The 14,556-nt window shown below is 66.2% G+C and carries 16 protein-coding genes; 7 read left to right on the forward strand and 9 right to left on the reverse strand.

The features are described 5' to 3' along the window. From QM682_RS05065 to queA, 4 genes are all read right to left on the reverse strand, one after another. Nucleotides 1–168 (reverse strand): FAD-dependent oxidoreductase (locus QM682_RS05065; protein ID WP_415127965.1); only part of this gene is annotated, 168 nt, incomplete at its 3' end. 42 nt (nucleotides 169–210) lie between these two features. Then, nucleotides 211–795 carry a DUF924 family protein gene (locus QM682_RS05070; protein WP_415127742.1) on the reverse strand — a complete coding sequence of 195 codons (585 nt, stop codon included), beginning with the start codon at nucleotides 793–795 and terminating at the stop codon, nucleotides 211–213. 69 nt (nucleotides 796–864) lie between these two features. Continuing rightward, a complete protein-coding gene (locus tag QM682_RS05075) occupies nucleotides 865–2,115 on the reverse strand; it encodes an MFS transporter (RefSeq protein WP_415127744.1) in 1,251 nt (416 codons plus the stop codon). Between the two features lie 10 nt (nucleotides 2,116–2,125). Then, nucleotides 2,126–3,172: a tRNA preQ1(34) S-adenosylmethionine ribosyltransferase-isomerase QueA gene (gene queA / locus QM682_RS05080; protein ID WP_415127746.1), complete on the reverse strand. Its 1,047-nt coding sequence runs from the start codon at nucleotides 3,170–3,172 to the stop codon at nucleotides 2,126–2,128. Nucleotides 3,173–3,292: 120 nt separating this feature from the next. Between queA and QM682_RS05085 the strand changes: the two genes are divergently transcribed. Then, the gene (locus tag QM682_RS05085) at nucleotides 3,293–3,583 is read left to right on the forward strand and encodes a bacterioferritin-associated ferredoxin (RefSeq protein WP_415127967.1); all 291 of its coding nucleotides are present in this window, start codon (nucleotides 3,293–3,295) and stop codon (nucleotides 3,581–3,583) included. Further along, the gene (gene bfr, locus QM682_RS05090) at nucleotides 3,531–4,016 is read left to right on the forward strand and encodes a bacterioferritin (RefSeq protein ID WP_415127748.1); all 486 of its coding nucleotides are present in this window, start codon (nucleotides 3,531–3,533) and stop codon (nucleotides 4,014–4,016) included. Before QM682_RS05085 ends, bfr begins: the two co-directional genes overlap by 53 nt. An 82-nt stretch (nucleotides 4,017–4,098) precedes the next feature. Here bfr and QM682_RS05095 read toward each other — a convergent pair whose 3' ends face one another. Continuing rightward, a complete protein-coding gene (locus QM682_RS05095) occupies nucleotides 4,099–4,776 on the reverse strand; it encodes an HAD-IA family hydrolase (RefSeq protein ID WP_415127750.1) in 678 nt (225 codons plus the stop codon). Between the two features lie 103 nt (nucleotides 4,777–4,879). On the opposite strand from QM682_RS05095, the gene glmU reads away from it, so the two are divergent. Both glmU and glmS read left to right on the forward strand, forming a co-directional pair. Beyond that, nucleotides 4,880–6,220 (forward strand): bifunctional UDP-N-acetylglucosamine diphosphorylase/glucosamine-1-phosphate N-acetyltransferase GlmU, encoded by a 1,341-nt coding sequence (gene glmU / locus QM682_RS05100; protein ID WP_415127752.1) that lies wholly within the window; start codon nucleotides 4,880–4,882, stop codon nucleotides 6,218–6,220. Nucleotides 6,221–6,223: 3 nt separating this feature from the next. Continuing rightward, the gene (gene glmS / locus QM682_RS05105; protein ID WP_415127754.1) at nucleotides 6,224–8,041 is read left to right on the forward strand and encodes a glutamine--fructose-6-phosphate transaminase (isomerizing); all 1,818 of its coding nucleotides are present in this window, start codon (nucleotides 6,224–6,226) and stop codon (nucleotides 8,039–8,041) included. Between the two features lie 105 nt (nucleotides 8,042–8,146). Here the strand turns inward: glmS and aqpZ are convergent, their stop codons facing one another. Then, a complete protein-coding gene (gene aqpZ / locus QM682_RS05110; protein ID WP_415127756.1) occupies nucleotides 8,147–8,833 on the reverse strand; it encodes an aquaporin Z in 687 nt (228 codons plus the stop codon). 322 nt (nucleotides 8,834–9,155) lie between these two features. Between aqpZ and QM682_RS05115 the strand changes: the two genes are divergently transcribed. From QM682_RS05115 to QM682_RS05125, 3 genes are all read left to right on the forward strand, one after another. Further along, on the forward strand, nucleotides 9,156–10,250 hold the full coding sequence (locus QM682_RS05115; RefSeq protein ID WP_415127758.1) for a DUF475 domain-containing protein: 1,095 nt from the start codon (nucleotides 9,156–9,158) through the stop codon (nucleotides 10,248–10,250). 127 nt (nucleotides 10,251–10,377) lie between these two features. Continuing rightward, on the forward strand, nucleotides 10,378–11,397 hold the full coding sequence (locus QM682_RS05120; RefSeq protein ID WP_415127760.1) for a hypothetical protein: 1,020 nt from the start codon (nucleotides 10,378–10,380) through the stop codon (nucleotides 11,395–11,397). A 106-nt stretch (nucleotides 11,398–11,503) separates the two neighbouring features. Then, nucleotides 11,504–11,671, forward strand: a complete 168-nt coding sequence (locus QM682_RS05125) for a hypothetical protein (RefSeq protein ID WP_415127762.1) — start codon at nucleotides 11,504–11,506, stop codon at nucleotides 11,669–11,671. Nucleotides 11,672–11,678: 7 nt separating this feature from the next. Here the strand turns inward: QM682_RS05125 and QM682_RS05130 are convergent, their stop codons facing one another. From QM682_RS05130 to fabB, 3 genes are read right to left on the reverse strand one after another with little or no spacing between them, the layout of a single operon-like run. Further along, on the reverse strand, nucleotides 11,679–12,509 hold the full coding sequence (locus tag QM682_RS05130; RefSeq protein ID WP_415127764.1) for an alpha/beta fold hydrolase: 831 nt from the start codon (nucleotides 12,507–12,509) through the stop codon (nucleotides 11,679–11,681). Next, nucleotides 12,509–13,297: an enoyl-ACP reductase gene (locus QM682_RS05135; RefSeq protein ID WP_415127766.1), complete on the reverse strand. Its 789-nt coding sequence runs from the start codon at nucleotides 13,295–13,297 to the stop codon at nucleotides 12,509–12,511. Before QM682_RS05135 ends, QM682_RS05130 begins: the two co-directional genes overlap by 1 nt. Before the next feature lie 6 nt (nucleotides 13,298–13,303). Continuing rightward, complete coding sequence (fabB, locus tag QM682_RS05140; RefSeq protein WP_415127768.1) at nucleotides 13,304–14,533, reverse strand: beta-ketoacyl-ACP synthase I; 1,230 nt, start codon at nucleotides 14,531–14,533, stop codon at nucleotides 13,304–13,306. Nucleotides 14,534–14,556: the final 23 nt, after the last annotated feature.

Below are 14,556 nucleotides of genomic sequence, written 5' to 3' on the forward strand. Positions count from 1 at the left end.
CGAGCGCAGCAGCGCCTTGGTCGGGATGCAGCCCCAGTTCAGGCAGATGCCGCCCAGATGCTCACGCTCGATCACCGCGACCTTGAGGCCCAGTTGAGCGCCCCGAATGGCGCAGACATAGCCGCCAGGGCCGGAACCGATCACCACCATGTCGAAGGATTGCGCCATGGATTTCCCCCTCTTGAAAAATATAGTTCAGCGTTAAATCATTTACCCGAGGTCATCAAGCGAGAGCTTGCCCGAGGCCAGCGCGCCATAGCCGCCCAGTTCCATGACCCGGTTTTCCTGTTCGGTGGGTTCGCGGCCAAGGGCTGCGTTGCGCCACGGAAAGCGCCCGAAGCGTGCGATGGTGGCGTGGTGCAACTCGGCATGGCGCAGGCTTTCGCCGGGCAGGAATTCGCTGAACAGGGCGATTGCCCGGTCCTGGTCGGCCATGTCCTCGCTATGTTCGAAGGGCAGATAGAAGAACTGCCGCGCGGGCGGATCGATGCGCAGGTCATGGCCCGCCTCGATGGCCTGGCCGGCCAGGGCGCGCGCCAGCGCGTCGGTGGCGAAGGCGCGGGGGTCGTCGCGGAACATGTTGCGCGGAAACTGGTCGGTCAGGATCAGCGCGGCCAGCGCGCCCTCGGGCGTCTCCAGCCAGCCCGGCGCCAAGGTCCCGGCCTGCTGCCAGGCGGGCTGGAAGCGGTCGCGGATCCGCTGGTCCAGCGCGTCGGAGCGGGCATACCAGCCCCCCTCGCCGACCTCGTCGAGCCAGAAGCGGTTGATCTCTGCGGGGGTCACCTCGGGGGTCATCGCGGCCTCCTTTGCCAGGGCCGCGATGGTCGCAGAGGGCGGCGGGGGCCGCAACCCCCGCTTTGCCGCTTAGTCCTGGCGCGGGCTCGGGCCGTCGTCGGCCCCGGCGGTTTCCAGCGCGGCCTCGACCGCCACAGGGGTGGCCGAGGGGGCGATGATGGCGAAGCTTTGGTCCTGGCTTGGCGTGGGGCGCCGGGTGCGGCGCCAGCCGGCATAGCCTGCCAGCAGCAGAAGAAGCGCGCCGATATAGACCCAGAACCCGTCCGGGCCCAGCGTCTCCATCAGCCAGCCGGTGGTCAGCGGCCCGGTGATCGCGCCGACCCCGTTGATGAACAGCAGGCCCGCCGAGGCGGCGGCCATGTCCTTGGCGTCAAGGAAGTCGTTCGTATAGGCCAGCAGCAGCGAATAGACCGGGTTCGCGACCCCGCCGATGACGGCTGCCGTCAGAAGCAGCCCCCAGATGCCCGGTTGCAGCAGCAGCGTTGCCGCGCAGGCCAGTGTCCCCAGCACCGACAGGGCCAGCACGATCACCCGCCGGTCGCCGTGGTCCGACATCCAGCCGACCGGATATTGCAGCACCAGCCCGCCGATGTAGATCGCCGCGACGAAGGCCGATATCTCGCTGACGGAAAGCCCGCGCGTCGAGCCCCAGACCGAGGCCATGCCGAAGATCGCCGAGAACACGCCCCCCATCAGGAAGATGCCGACGCAGCCCAGCGGCGACACGCGGAACAGGGTCGCGAAGCTCATCCTCTGGATGGTCGAGAACTGCGGCGCGGGCTGGGCCGACAGCAGGATCGGCAGGAAGGCGAAGCTGACCAGCACCGAAGGGATGATGAACAGCAGATAGCCCGCCGGATCGGCCGCGTTCATCAGGATCTGCGCGCCGATGATGCCCAGCATCTGCACGATCATGTAGGCCGAGAGCGCCTGGCCCCGCGTCTCGTTCGTGGCGCTGGCGTTCAGCCAGCTTTCCGAGGTGATGTAGACGCCCGAAAAGCAAAAGCCGATGATCAGCCGTTCGACCGCCCATATCTCCCAGCGGGGCAGGACCGAATAAAGCACCAGCACGGCCGAGATGGTCGAGGCGAGCGCGGCGAAGACGCGGACATGGCCGACCCTCTGGATCATGTCGGGCACCACGCGCGACCCCAGCAGGAAACCGCCGAAATAGGATGCCATCACGACCGACATCTGGGCGGTCGAGATGCCCTCGATATTGCCGCGAATGCCCAGCAGCGTGCCCTGCATCCCGTTGCCGACCATCAGCAGCAGGATGCCCAGAAGCAGGGGCCAGGTCGTGCGCAGCACGGTCAGCATGGGGTGTCCTTTAAGGAAGCAGCAGCGATGCGTCGCCGTAGCTGAAAAAGCGATAGCCCGAATCCACCGCGTGACGATAGATCCGGCGAACGCGGTCCTGGCCCATCAGCGCCGAGACCAGCATCAGCAGCGTCGATTTCGGCAGGTGGAAATTGGTCATCAGCCCGTCCGTCACGCGGAAGCGATAGCCGGGATAGATGAAGATCCGGGTCACGCCCCGGAATGTTTCGACCCGGCCCTCGGGGGTGGCGGCGGATTCGATCAGCCGCAGCGCGGTGGTGCCGACCGGGATGACGCGGCCGCCCGAGGCGCGGGTGCGGTTGATCGCCTGGGCCGCCTCGGGCGTGACCTCGCCCCATTCGCCGTGCATCTCGTGCGTGGTCACGTCCTGGACCTTCACGGGCAGGAAGGTGCCGGCGCCGACATGCAGCGTCACATGGGCAAAGCCCACTCCCTTCGCGGTCAGGCGGGCCAGCAGATCGTCGTCGAAATGCAGGCTGGCGGTAGGGGCCGCGACCGCGCCGGAATGACGTGCCCAGACGGTCTGGTAATCCGTCCGGTCGGCCTCGTCCGGGGCGCGGAGCGCGGCGATATAGGGCGGCAGGGGCATGGCGCCGACCTGCGCCAGCGCGGCGTCGAAAGCGTCGCCCGTCGCGTCGAAGCGCAGGGTCAGGCCGGTTTCGGTCATTTCGGCCACTTCGGCGCAAAGCGCCTTGCCGAAACGGATCGTCTCGCCCGGTTTCAGCTTGCGCAGCGGTTTCGCCAGCGCCTTCCAGCCATCGGCGGCGGGTTCCAGCAGGGTGATCTGGATCCGGGCCACGGCATCGCCCTGCGGGGTCCGGCGGGTGCGGGTGCCGCTGAGGCGGGCGGGGATCACCTTGGTGTCGTTCAGCACCAGAAGGTCGCCCGGCCCCAGCAGGTCCACCAGGTCGCGCACATGCAGGTCGCGCAGATCCGCGCCGGTCGCCGCCAGCAGGCGTGCCGCGCTGCGCGGGCGCGCGGGCCGCGTCGCGATCAGCCCCTCGGGCAGGTGAAAGTCGAAATCGTCCAGGTTCATGCGGCGGCTTGTCGCGCCCCGGCCCGGACGCGTCAAGCGTGGTAATAGGAAAGTGAAACTCTCAGGCTTTACTTGTCCGACGAATTTGGTAGGGTTTCGTTGAGCCATCAGGGTGAGTCGATGATCATCTGCCATTGCACCGGAATCTCGGACCATGACATTCGCGCGGCGGTGGATTGGATGCGGGCAGCGGATGCCGAGACGATCATCACCCCCGGAAAAATCTACCACGCTCTCGGCAAACGTGCCGATTGCGGGGGCTGTATGCCTTTGTTCCTAGACACCATGCGCCAATGCGATAGTTTGGCGGTGCCCCCCATCCTGCGGGGGCTTCGTAGCAAACGCATGGGAGATAGCCATGAAGGGCGACGCCAAGGTCATCGAATATCTCAACGCGGCGCTGCGGTCTGAGCTGACGGCCGTAAGCCAGTATTGGCTGCATTACCGCCTGCAAGACGACTGGGGCTTCGGCAAGATCGCCGACAAGTCGCGGGCGGAATCGATCGAAGAGATGAACCATGCCGACCGGCTGATTCAACGTATCATCTTTCTTGAAGGCCATCCGAACCTGCAAAAGCTGGATCCGCTGCGCATCGGGCAGAACCTCAAGGAAACGCTGGAATCCGACCTTGCGGCCGAGCATGACGCCCGGACCCTTTACATCGAGGCGCGGGATTATTGCGAATCGGTCAAGGATTACGTCAGCAAGGACCTGTTCGAGGCGCTGATCGTGGATGAGGAGGGCCATATCGACTTCCTCGAAACGCAGCTTGACCTGTATGAATCGATCGGGGCGCAGAATTACGGCCATCTGAACGCGAAGCCCGCCAGCGAAGCAGAGTGATCGGCCGGGAAGCGGCATCCGGGGGCCTTTCGGCCCCCTTTGTCATGCGGCCTGGAGATATGCGGCCTGGAGGTGCGGGCGGCTATGCCCCCAGCCAGTCCCGCGCCAGCGCGGGCAGGGCTTCGTAATCGTCCAGCATCGCCTCGGGCGCCAGGCGGCGCAACGCGCCACCTTCGGGGCCGAAGGACACCAGCGCCACCCGCACCCCCGCCGCCGCCGCCGTCCTGCGGTCTGTCTCGGTATCGCCCACCAGGAACGAGCGCGCGACCTCTCCGCCCGCCTGCACCACTGCGGCTTGGTAGGGCCGGGGATCGGGCTTGCGCACCGGCAGGGTATCCGCGCCGATCATCGCGGCGAAACAGTCGCGGATGCCCAGTTCGCGCAGCAGCGCCTCGGCCAGGGTTTCGGGCTTGTTGGTGCAGACCGCCAGGCGGTGCCCGTCCGCCGCCAGCCGCTTCAGCGCCGCCGCGACGCCGGGATAAAGCCGGGTATGGATGGCGATGCCCTTGGCGTAATGGTCCAGCAGCCGGGGATAGTCCTCATCCTCGGCCCCTGGCGGCAGAAGGGTATCGGCGGCGATCCGTGCAAAGCCCGCGCGCAGCATCGCCCGGCCGCCATGGAAGGCGATCAGCGCGTCATCCTGCGGGTGCAGCAGGTCGCCAAGGCCCCGGTCGCGAAAGCAGCTATTGGCGGCGGCGATCAGGTCGCCCGAGGTATCCGCCAGCGTTCCGTCCAGATCGAAGACAACTGTTCCCGCCATGCTGTAACCTTTGGTCAATATGTTTGATGACGCCGGGCCTTTCCCCGGTGCCTGCCCCTAGGTAGAACGCGGGGGCAGAATAAGGAACAGGCAGGGGGCAGTCATGTCGGACAATTCCGCAGCACTTATCGTCCTGGCGGCCGGGCAGGGCAGCCGGATGCAATCGGACCTGCCCAAGGTGCTGCACCGTCTGGGGGGCGTGCCGCTGGTCGGCCATGCCCTGGCCGCCGGCCGCGCGCTTGAGCCCGAGCGCGTCGTCGTCGTCGCCGGCCATGGCGCCGAGGCGGTCGAGCGCGCCGTGCGCAGGCTGGATCCCGAGGCACGCATCGCCCTGCAAGCCGAGCAGCTTGGCACCGGCCATGCCGTCTTGCAGGCGATCCCGCTGCTGGAGGGGTTCGAGGGCCGCGTGATCGTCCTTTACGGCGACACCCCCTTCATCGGCGAGGATACGCTGCGCGCCCTGGCCAGCCACTCCGCCGATGTGGTTGTGCTGGGCTTCGAGGCCGCCGATCCAGGGCGCTATGGCCGCCTGGTCACCGGCCCCCAGGGGCTTGAGCGGATCGTGGAATATAAGGATGCCGATGCCGCCACCCGCGCGATCCGGCTGGTGAATTCCGGCGTGCTGGCCGCCGATGCGGACCTGCTGCGGCGGTTGCTGCCCGGCCTGGGCAATCAGAACGCCTCGGGCGAATATTACCTGACCGACATCCCGGCCCTGGCCCGCGCCGAAGGCCGCCGGGTCGAGGTCGTCACCTGCGACGAGGACGAGACGCTGGGCATCAACACCCGTGCCGAGCTTGCCGCCGCCGAGGCCGCCTTTCAGGCCCGCGCCCGTGCCAGCGCGCTTGAGGACGGCGTGACGCTAAGCGATCCGGCGACCGTCTGGTTCGCGCTGGACACGGTGATCGGGCGCGATGCGGTCATCGGCCAGAACGTGGTCTTCGGTCCCGGCGTGACGGTGGAAAGCGGCGCCGAGATCCTGCCCTTCTGCCACCTGGAAGGCTGCCATGTCAGCGCCGGCGCGACCGTCGGCCCCTTCGCCCGGCTGCGCCCAGGCGCGGAACTGGGCGGCGACGTGCATGTCGGGAACTTCGTGGAAATCAAGAACGCCGTCCTGGACGAAGGCGTCAAGGTCGGTCATCTGACCTATCTGGGCGATGCCCATGTGGGTGAGCGCACGAATATCGGGGCCGGCACCGTGACCTGCAATTACGACGGCGTGGGCAAGCACCGGACGCTGATCGGCGCGCATGCCTTCATCGGCTCGGACACGATGTTGGTGGCGCCGGTGCGTGTCGGGAATGGGGCGATGACCGGCTCGGGTTCGGTGATCACCCAGGACGTGCCGGATGACGCCATGGCCATCGGCCGGGCGCGGCAGGTGACGAAGCCCGGCCTTGGCGCCCGGCTGATGCAGGCGTTGCGCCAGAAGAAGGGGAAATAGGCCATGTGCGGCATTATCGGGATCCTGGGCGGCCACGAGGTCGCCCCGCAACTGGTCGAGACGCTGAAGCGGCTGGAATATCGCGGCTATGACAGCGCGGGCGTGGCGACGGTGGACGCCTCGGGGCGGCTGGATCGGCGCCGGGCGGTGGGCAAGCTGGTGAACCTCTCGGATCGGCTGGTGCATGAGCCTTTGGCCGGGCATAGCGGCATCGGGCATACCCGCTGGGCGACCCATGGCGCGGCGACCGAAACGAACGCCCATCCCCATCGGCGCGGCCCCGTGGCCGTGGTCCATAACGGCATCATCGAGAATTTCCGCGAATTGCGCGACGAACTGGAAGCCCTGGGCCTGGAGCCGGAATCCCAGACCGATACCGAGACCGTCGCCATGCTGACCGCCTGGTTCATGGGCCGGGGGCTGGAGCCGGTCGAGGCGGCGCGGGCGACCCTTGCCCGCCTGAATGGCGCCTTTGCCCTGGCCTTCCTGTTCCAGGACGAGGGCGATCTTATGGTCGGCGCGCGCAAGGGCAGCCCCCTGGCCGTGGGCCATGGCGAGGGCGAGATGTATCTGGGCTCGGACGCGATCGCGCTTGCGCCCTTTACCGACCGGATCACCTATCTGGAGGATGGCGATCATGTCGTGCTGACGCGCGCGGGTGCGCGGATCTTTGACGGAGCCGGCCGTCCGGCGCAGCGCGAGATGCAACAGATCGATGTGGGCGCGACCCAGATCGACAAGGGCGGGCATCGCCATTTCATGGCCAAGGAGATCGCCGAGCAGCCCGTGGTCCTGGCCGACGCGATCAGTCACTACGTCAAGGGCGACCGCATCGTTCTGCCCGAAAGCCTGGACTTCGCCGAGGTGGACCGGCTGACGCTGGTGGGCTGTGGCACCGCCTTTTATGCCGCCCATGTCGCGCGCTACTGGTTCGAAAGCCTGGCGGGCCTGCCCTGCGACCTGGATGTGGCCTCGGAATTCCGCTATCGCGAGCCGCCCCTGTCGCCGAAAAGCTGGACGCTTTGCGTCAGCCAGTCGGGCGAGACCGCCGACACGCTGGCCGCGCTGCATTACGCGCGGGGCCGCGTCGCCAAGACCGTGGGCGTGGTCAATGTGGGCACCTCGGCCATTGCGCGCGATGCCGATATCGCGCTGCCGACGCTGGCGGGGATCGAGGTCAGCGTGGCCTCGTCCAAGGCGTTCACCTGTCAGTTGACGGTGCTGGCGGTGCTGGCGCTGAAGGCGGCGCAGGATCGCGGCCGGCTGGACGCGGCGGGCCTGGCCGCGCATCTGGCCGATCTGCGCAGCCTGCCCGGCCTTCTGAACCAGGCCCTTGCCGTGGGCGAGGAATGCCGCCGCCTGGCCGGTTGGCTGTCCGAGGCGCAGGATGTTCTGTATCTGGGGCGCGGCGCGCTTTACCCGGTGGCGCTGGAGGGGGCGCTGAAGCTTAAGGAACTGAGCTATATCCACGCCGAAGGCTATGCCTCGGGCGAGTTGAAGCATGGTCCCATCGCGCTGATCGACCGCAATGTGCCGGTGGTGGTCCTGGCGCCCAGGGACGGGCTTTTCGACAAGACCGTCTCGAACATGCAGGAGGTGATGGCGCGCCATGGCCAGGTGCTGCTGATCTCGGATGCCGAGGGGATCCAGCGCGGCGGCCATGGCATCCGCGCCGGGCTGACCATGCCGGCGGGCGGAGGAGTTTTCCAGCCGATTCTTTACGCGGTGCCGATGCAATATCTGGCCTATTACACGGCGGTCGCGAAGGGGACCGACGTGGACCAGCCCCGCAACCTGGCGAAATCGGTTACGGTGGAATAAGGAAAGGCCCCGCTTTCGCGGGGCCTTGTCGCTTTTCGGTTTTTTCCGGGGCTTTGCCCCGGACCCTAGGATATTTGGGCAAGAAAGAGCCTGGCGCGCGCGGCTTCAGTCGCGCTCGCCGAAGGCTTTCCAGAGGCTGGCGCCGATGACCGCGCCGAGGATCGGGGCGACCCAGAACAGCCAGAGCTGGCCCATGGCCTCGCCGCCTGCGAACAGCGCCTGGCTGGTCGAGCGCGCGGGGTTGACCGAGGTGTTCGTCACCGGGATCGAGATCAAGTGGATCAGCGTCAGCGACAGGCCGATCGCAAGCGGGCCGAAGCCCTGGGGTGCGCGGGCATGGGTCGAGCCGAGGATCACGATCAGGAAGAAGGCGGTCAGGATGACCTCGATCAGCAGGGCCGACAGCATCGAATAGCCACCCGGCGAATGCGCGCCGTAGCCATTGGCGGCGAAGCTGCCCAGGTCCACCCCGGCCTTGCCCGAGGCGATGAGGTAGAGCGCGCCCGCAGCCAGGATCGCGCCCGCCAGTTGTGCGATGATATAGGGCAGCAGATTCGAGGCCGGCAAGCGCCCGCCCACCACCAGCCCGACCGAGACCGCCGGATTGAAGTGCCCGCCCGAGATGCCACCGACCGCATAGGCCATGGTCACGACGGTCAGGCCGAAGGCCAGCGAAACGCCGGTGAAGCCGATGCCCAGTTCTGGAAAGCCCGCCGCCAGAACGGCGCTGCCGCAGCCCCCGAACACCAGCCAGAAGGTGCCGATGGCCTCGGCGAAAAGTTTATTTTGCATAGTTTGTTCCGATTGCACTTGTTCCATGGCCTGGCCATAGGAGTCCTGCATCCTGTCCTGCCAGTGCCGCCATTCGGTGGATATGCCGGATATGTGCGGATATGAAGGATGTAAATCATCTTTCATTTCTTGCAGGCCGGTGGCAGGAGAAAGATGAAATGATGAAATTTTGGCTTGATTTTTGCGTGGCATCTTGGCATCTTGCCTAGCAATCGCGATTTCGTGATACGGTTTGATGTCCGGGCCCCTCTGACGCGCGTGGCGGCATGTGCGTGATGTCGGCATCGATCTTTTGACCAGCCGCCCGGACCTGTTCTTAGACATGCAGCAAGGAAACAACCCTCTCGCGGGGGGAACCGCGAATGGTGCCCAGCCCTCTACTCTCAGCTATTTCCGCTGGTCCTTCATCGCCACGGTGTTTGGCCTGGCGCTTGGCTGCCTTCTGGGCTGGCAGACGACCGGCACCGTGGGCGGTATGCTTTCGGTGTTTTTCATCTGTGCGGTGTTGGCGGTGCTGGAGATTTCGCTCAGCTTCGATAATGCCATCGTCAACGCCAACAAGCTGAAGGAGATGACCCCTGTCTGGCAGCGGCGCTTCCTGACCTGGGGCATCCTGATCGCCGTCTTCGGCATGCGGATCGTGTTTCCGCTGCTGATCGTGGTGATCGCGGCCAATATCGGCCCTTGGCAGGCCATGGTCATGGCGGCCAGCCAGCCGGACGAATATTCCCGCATCATGCATGACGCGCATCTGCCCATCGCGGCGTTCGGCGGCACCTTCCTCATGATGGTCGGCCTGAGCTTCTTCTTCGACCATGAGAAGGATGTGCATTGGGTCCGCTGGCTGGAGGGCAAGATGACCCGCTATGCCACGATCCGCGGCATCGAGGTGGCGATCGTGCTGATCACGGTGCTGATTTTCGCGCGCTTTTTCGACGCGGCCGAATCAGAGGTGTTCTTCAAGTCGGCGATCTGGGGGCTGGTGACCTTCCTTCTGGTCGAGGTGCTGGGCGGTCTGCTGGACAGTTCGCAAGAGGCATTGCAGGCCGGCGCCAAGGGCGGTCTGGGCGCTTTCCTTTACCTGGAGGTGCTGGATGCCTCGTTCAGCTTCGACGGGGTGATCGGGGCCTTTGCGCTGACGCATAACCTTTTCGTCATCGCCATCGGCCTGGGTATCGGCGCGATGTATGTGCGCTCGATGACCATCATGCTGGTCGAGCGCGGAACGCTGGCTGAATACCGCTTCCTGGAGCATGGCGCCTTCTATGCCATCCTGGCGCTGTCGGTGATCATGTTCGTCCAGCCGCTGCTGCATATCCCCGAGGTCGTCACCGGCCTGGGCGGGGCGACGCTGATCGGGATCTCGCTTTGGTCCTCGATCCTCTGGAATCGCAAGCACAAGGAGGATGAGGCGTAGATCTCTGCGCCTTGATCCGGGACGGAAAGGGCCGCCGGCGCGAAGCTGGCGGCCTTTTTACTGCCCGAACCGGCCCGAGGCTGCTATGACTGGGCCGTAGTTTTGCCGATTGTGACGGATTTTCCTGATGATGCGTTATCTTGCCGCCGCCTTTGTCGCTTTGGTCGCGATGCTGCTTTTTTATCTGGCGCTGCGCTGGCGGGGCGCCGCGCTGCCCCGGTTGGGGCTGATGCTGGCGGGTCTTGCGGTGCTGGCGGCGGGGTATTGGCAATTGAGGCCCCAGGGCGGGCTGCCGCTTCATGACGACGGCGCCGATGCGCAGGGGTTTTACCAGCAGGCCCGCGCGCTGCCGCAGGCTCCGGCCAAGGTCTATCATCTGGGCCACAGCCTGGTCGGGCGCGACATGCCCGCGATGCTGGCGCAGATGGCGGGGCATGACTATGCGTTGCAACTGGGCTGGGGCACGGCGCTGCGCGAGCATTGGCAGGGGCGCGAGGCCATCGCGGGCTTTGAGCGCGAGAACGACACCCCCGCCTGGCGCGATGCGCATGAGGCGCTGCAAGGCGGCACCTTCGATGCCTTCGTGATGACCGAAATGGTGCGGCTGAAAGATGCGCTGGCCTATAAGGAAAGCACCACCTATGCCGCGAAATGGGCTGAGGAGGCCGTTGCCGGCAATCCCGCAATCCAGCTTTTCCTGTATGAAAGCTGGCATGCGCTGGATGACCAGCCGGAATGGCTGGGACGCTTTCCGGGCGATCTGGACCAGATGTGGAGCCAGATCCTGTGGTCCGCTGCGCGCGGGGCAGGGCGGCCCGTCTGGCTGATCCCGGCGGGGCAGGCCATGGCCGCCGTGGTGACCGAGGCCGAGTCGCGGGGCATTGCCGAACTGACCTCGCGCGAGCAGCTTTTCAGTCGCAACCCGGACGGCACGCTGGATACGATCCACCCCAACGACCTGGGGATCTACCTGGTCGCGTTGACCCATTACGCGGCGATCTATGGCAAAAGTCCCGTCGGCCTGCCTGCGCAACTGATGCGCGCCGATGGCAGTCCGGCGCAGGCGCCCTCGTCGGAACTGGCGTGGCGGATGCAGGAAATCGTCTGGGATCTGGTGCGCGGCCAAAGGCTGACGGGGCTGCGATAGCCCCTTTCACGGCATTGCCGGCGGCTTTGGAACCGAATCGCTTTTGCCGGCGTCTCGCTGTGACAGGCGGCAAGGCGCCGCCCGAGAGATCGGGAAAGGAAACACCATGAAATATCTGACCGCCGCGATGATCGGGGGGCTGCTGCTTGTGCTGGCCGCATGCGGCGACAATGCGACCGAGCGCGCCGCGACCGGCGGCCTGGGCGGCGCGCTTGTGGCCGGGCCGGTGGGTGCGGTCGCGGGGGCGACGGTGGGGGCCGCCACCACCCGGTAAAGCCTTCCTAGCGGCGTGCCTCGATCAGGGCCAGCCATTGCCGGATCGCCGTGACCGACTCGGCCTCGTCCAGGAAGGGGATATGCCCGCGATCCGGCACTTCCGCGAAGATCATGTCCGGGCGTCGGCGCAGCATCTCGTCGGCGGTCTGGCGGCTCAGCAGTTCCGAATTCGCGCCCCGAAGCAGCGCCAGCGGCAGGCCCTGGCAAGCATCGAACAGAGGCCAGGCATCCGGGATCGGACCTTCGAAAGCGGCGAGGAACGATTCACGCAGCGCCGGATCGTAATTGATCCGCAGCCCCTCGGGGGTTTCGTTGTAATGCTTGCGCGCCTCGTCCAGCCAGCGGGCAGGGGGGACATTGGGGAAATCGCGCATTACCTCGGGCATGCGGCGGGCCAGATCCTCATGGCTGCGACCCACGGGGTTGCGGCCGATATAGTCCTGGATGCGGTCCAGCCCGTGCCGGTCCAGTTCAGGGCCGACATCGTTCAGGCACAGGCCCAGCAGCCGGTCATGCGCCACCGCCGCCAGGAACATGCCGATCAGCCCCCCGCGCGAAGTGCCCAGGATCGCTACCTGGCGCAGTCCCAGATGGTCCAGAAGCTCAAGCGCGTCCTTGGCCTCTTGCGGCACGGTATAGCTGGCCGCGCCGGTCCAGTCCGAGCCGCCCCGGCCGCGATAATCCATGCGGATCAGCCGCACATCCTTCAGATGGGGGGCCACATAGTCGAAATCGGAGGCGTTGCGGGTCAGGCCCGACAGGGCCAGCACCGCAAGCCCCTGGCCCTCGTCCAGAAACGCCAGGCGGGCACCATCGCTTGTGGTAAAGGCCGGCATCAGAGATTGTCCGATTGCGGCATGCCCAGGACATGATAGCCGCCATCGACCAGGATCGTTTCGCCGGTGGTGCAGGCGCCCCAGTCCGAGCAGAGCCAGGCCGCCGTGCCGCCGATGGCCTCAAGCGTGGCATTGGCGCGCAGGGGGGCGTTCGCCTCGGTATGGCGGAAGGTCTTGCGCGCGCCGCCGATGGCCGCGCCCGCCAGCGTCTTCATCGGGCCGGGGCTGATGGCGTTGACGCGAATCCCCTCGGGGCCAAGGTCGTTCGCCAGATAGCGCACCGCCGATTCCAGTGCCGCCTTGGCCACGCCCATCACGTTGTAAAAGGGCGTCACCCGGTTCGAGCCGGCATAGGTCAGCGTCAGGATGGTGCCGCCATCCACCATCAGCGGCCGCGCCCGGCGCGCCACGTCGATCAGCGAATAGCAGGAAATCGTCAGAGAATTCCTGAAATTCTCGCGCGTGGTGTTGATGAAACGGCCGGTCAGTTCGTTCTTGTCGGAATAGGCGATGGCGTGGATGACGAAATCCAGCTTGCCCCAACGCTCGGCGATCTTGCCGAAGGCCGCGTCCAGCGAGGCGTCATCCGTCACGTCCACATCGATCAGCAGATCCGAGCCAAGGCTGGCCGCCAGCGGCTCGACCCGCTTGCCGAAAGCCTCGCCCTGATACGAGAAGGCCAGTTCCGCGCCCTGCTCGGCCAGGGCCTTGGCGATTCCCCAGGCGATCGAGCGGTCATTCGCGACCCCCATGACCAGGCCGCGCTTGCCCTGCATCAGATGCGTCATCTCAGCCTATCCGTTATAGCGTGACAACAGCATGGACCCGTTGGTCCCGCCAAAGCCAAAGGAATTCGTCATGACCGTGTCCAGCCCCGCATTTTCTACCAGCCGCGTGGCAATTTCGCCCGCATGGATGGCCGGGTCCAGCGTCTCGACATTGATCGACGGCGCGATGAAGTCATTGTCGAGCATCAAGAGGCAATAGATCGCCTCTTGCGCGCCGGTCGCGCCCTGGCTGTGGCCGGTCATGGATTTGGTCGAGGAAATCGGCGGCGTCGCGCCCTCGCCGAAGACGCGGCGGACGGCCTGGACCTCGCCCACGTCGCCGACCGGGGTCGAGGTGCCATGCGCGTTGATATAGCCGACCTTGCGGCCCTGGGGCAGGGCCTGCAACGCCAGGCGCATCGCGCGTTCGCCGCCCTCGCCGGACGGCGCCACCATGTCATGCCCGTCCGATGTCGCGGCATAGCCCGTCACCTCGGCATAGATCCTGGCGCCGCGCGCCTTGGCATGCTCCAGTTCCTCAAGCACCAGAATGCCGCCGCCGCCCGAGATCACGAAGCCGTCGCGGCTCGCGTCGAAGGCGCGCGAGGCTTTCTCGGGCTGGTCGTTGAATTTCGAGGACATCGCCCCCATCGCGTCGAACAGGCAGGAAAGCGTCCAGTCCAGTTCCTCGGCCCCGCCGGCGAACATCACGTCCTGGCGGCCCATGGCGATCTGCTCGGCCGCGTTGCCGATGCAATGCAGCGAGGTCGAGCAGGCCGAGGTGATCGAATAGTTCACGCCCTTGATCCTGAACGCGGTCGAGAGGTTGGCCGAGATGGTCGAGGACATGCATTTCGGCACAGCGAAAGGGCCGATCCGCTTGGGCGAGCCGGAGCTTAGCACCGTCTGATGCGCAGCGAACATGCTGGAGGTCGAAGGCCCGCCGGACCCCGCGATCAGCCCGGTGCGCGGGTTCACGACCTCGGCCTCGGTCAGCCCGGCATCGGCGATGGCCTGGGTCATGGCGATATAGGCATAGGCCGCGCCCGGACCCATGAAGCGCAGCAGACGCTTGTCCACATGCTCCTTGATGTCCAGCTTGACCGCCCCGGCCACCTGGCTGCGGAAGCCGTATTCCTTCATGTCTTCATTGGCGGTGATGCCGGATCTCCCGGCCTTTAGCGAGGCCAGCACCTGATCGGCGTCATTGCCGATGCTGGAAACGATCCCGAGGCCCGTAACGACGACGCGGCGCATGTTATGCTCCTGAATAAAGGGGC

It is taken from the genome of Paracoccus sp. (in: a-proteobacteria), from assembly GCF_047605025.1.
Taxonomy (GTDB): Bacteria; Pseudomonadota; Alphaproteobacteria; order Rhodobacterales; family Rhodobacteraceae; genus Paracoccus.

Excerpts from the sequence above, each read along its gene's own strand:
- glmU (WP_415127752.1), top strand. The coding sequence starts at position 4,880 with ATGTCGGACAATTCCGCAGCACTTATCGTCCTGGCGGCCGGGCAGGGC.
- QM682_RS05085 (WP_415127967.1), top strand. The coding sequence starts at position 3,293 with ATGATCATCTGCCATTGCACCGGAATCTCGGACCATGACATTCGCGCG.
- QM682_RS05135 (WP_415127766.1), bottom strand. The coding sequence starts at position 13,297 with ATGACGCATCTGATGCAGGGCAAGCGCGGCCTGGTCATGGGGGTCGCG.
- bfr (WP_415127748.1), top strand. The coding sequence starts at position 3,531 with ATGAAGGGCGACGCCAAGGTCATCGAATATCTCAACGCGGCGCTGCGG.
- aqpZ (WP_415127756.1), bottom strand. The coding sequence starts at position 8,833 with ATGCAAAATAAACTTTTCGCCGAGGCCATCGGCACCTTCTGGCTGGTG.
- QM682_RS05070 (WP_415127742.1), bottom strand. The coding sequence starts at position 795 with ATGACCCCCGAGGTGACCCCCGCAGAGATCAACCGCTTCTGGCTCGAC.
- QM682_RS05120 (WP_415127760.1), top strand. The coding sequence starts at position 10,378 with ATGATGCGTTATCTTGCCGCCGCCTTTGTCGCTTTGGTCGCGATGCTG.
- QM682_RS05125 (WP_415127762.1), top strand. The coding sequence starts at position 11,504 with ATGAAATATCTGACCGCCGCGATGATCGGGGGGCTGCTGCTTGTGCTG.
- queA (WP_415127746.1), bottom strand. The coding sequence starts at position 3,172 with ATGAACCTGGACGATTTCGACTTTCACCTGCCCGAGGGGCTGATCGCG.
- QM682_RS05130 (WP_415127764.1), bottom strand. The coding sequence starts at position 12,509 with ATGCCGGCCTTTACCACAAGCGATGGTGCCCGCCTGGCGTTTCTGGAC.
- QM682_RS05115 (WP_415127758.1), top strand. The coding sequence starts at position 9,156 with ATGCAGCAAGGAAACAACCCTCTCGCGGGGGGAACCGCGAATGGTGCC.
- glmS (WP_415127754.1), top strand. The coding sequence starts at position 6,224 with ATGTGCGGCATTATCGGGATCCTGGGCGGCCACGAGGTCGCCCCGCAA.
- QM682_RS05075 (WP_415127744.1), bottom strand. The coding sequence starts at position 2,115 with ATGCTGACCGTGCTGCGCACGACCTGGCCCCTGCTTCTGGGCATCCTG.
- fabB (WP_415127768.1), bottom strand. The coding sequence starts at position 14,533 with ATGCGCCGCGTCGTCGTTACGGGCCTCGGGATCGTTTCCAGCATCGGC.
- QM682_RS05095 (WP_415127750.1), bottom strand. The coding sequence starts at position 4,776 with ATGGCGGGAACAGTTGTCTTCGATCTGGACGGAACGCTGGCGGATACC.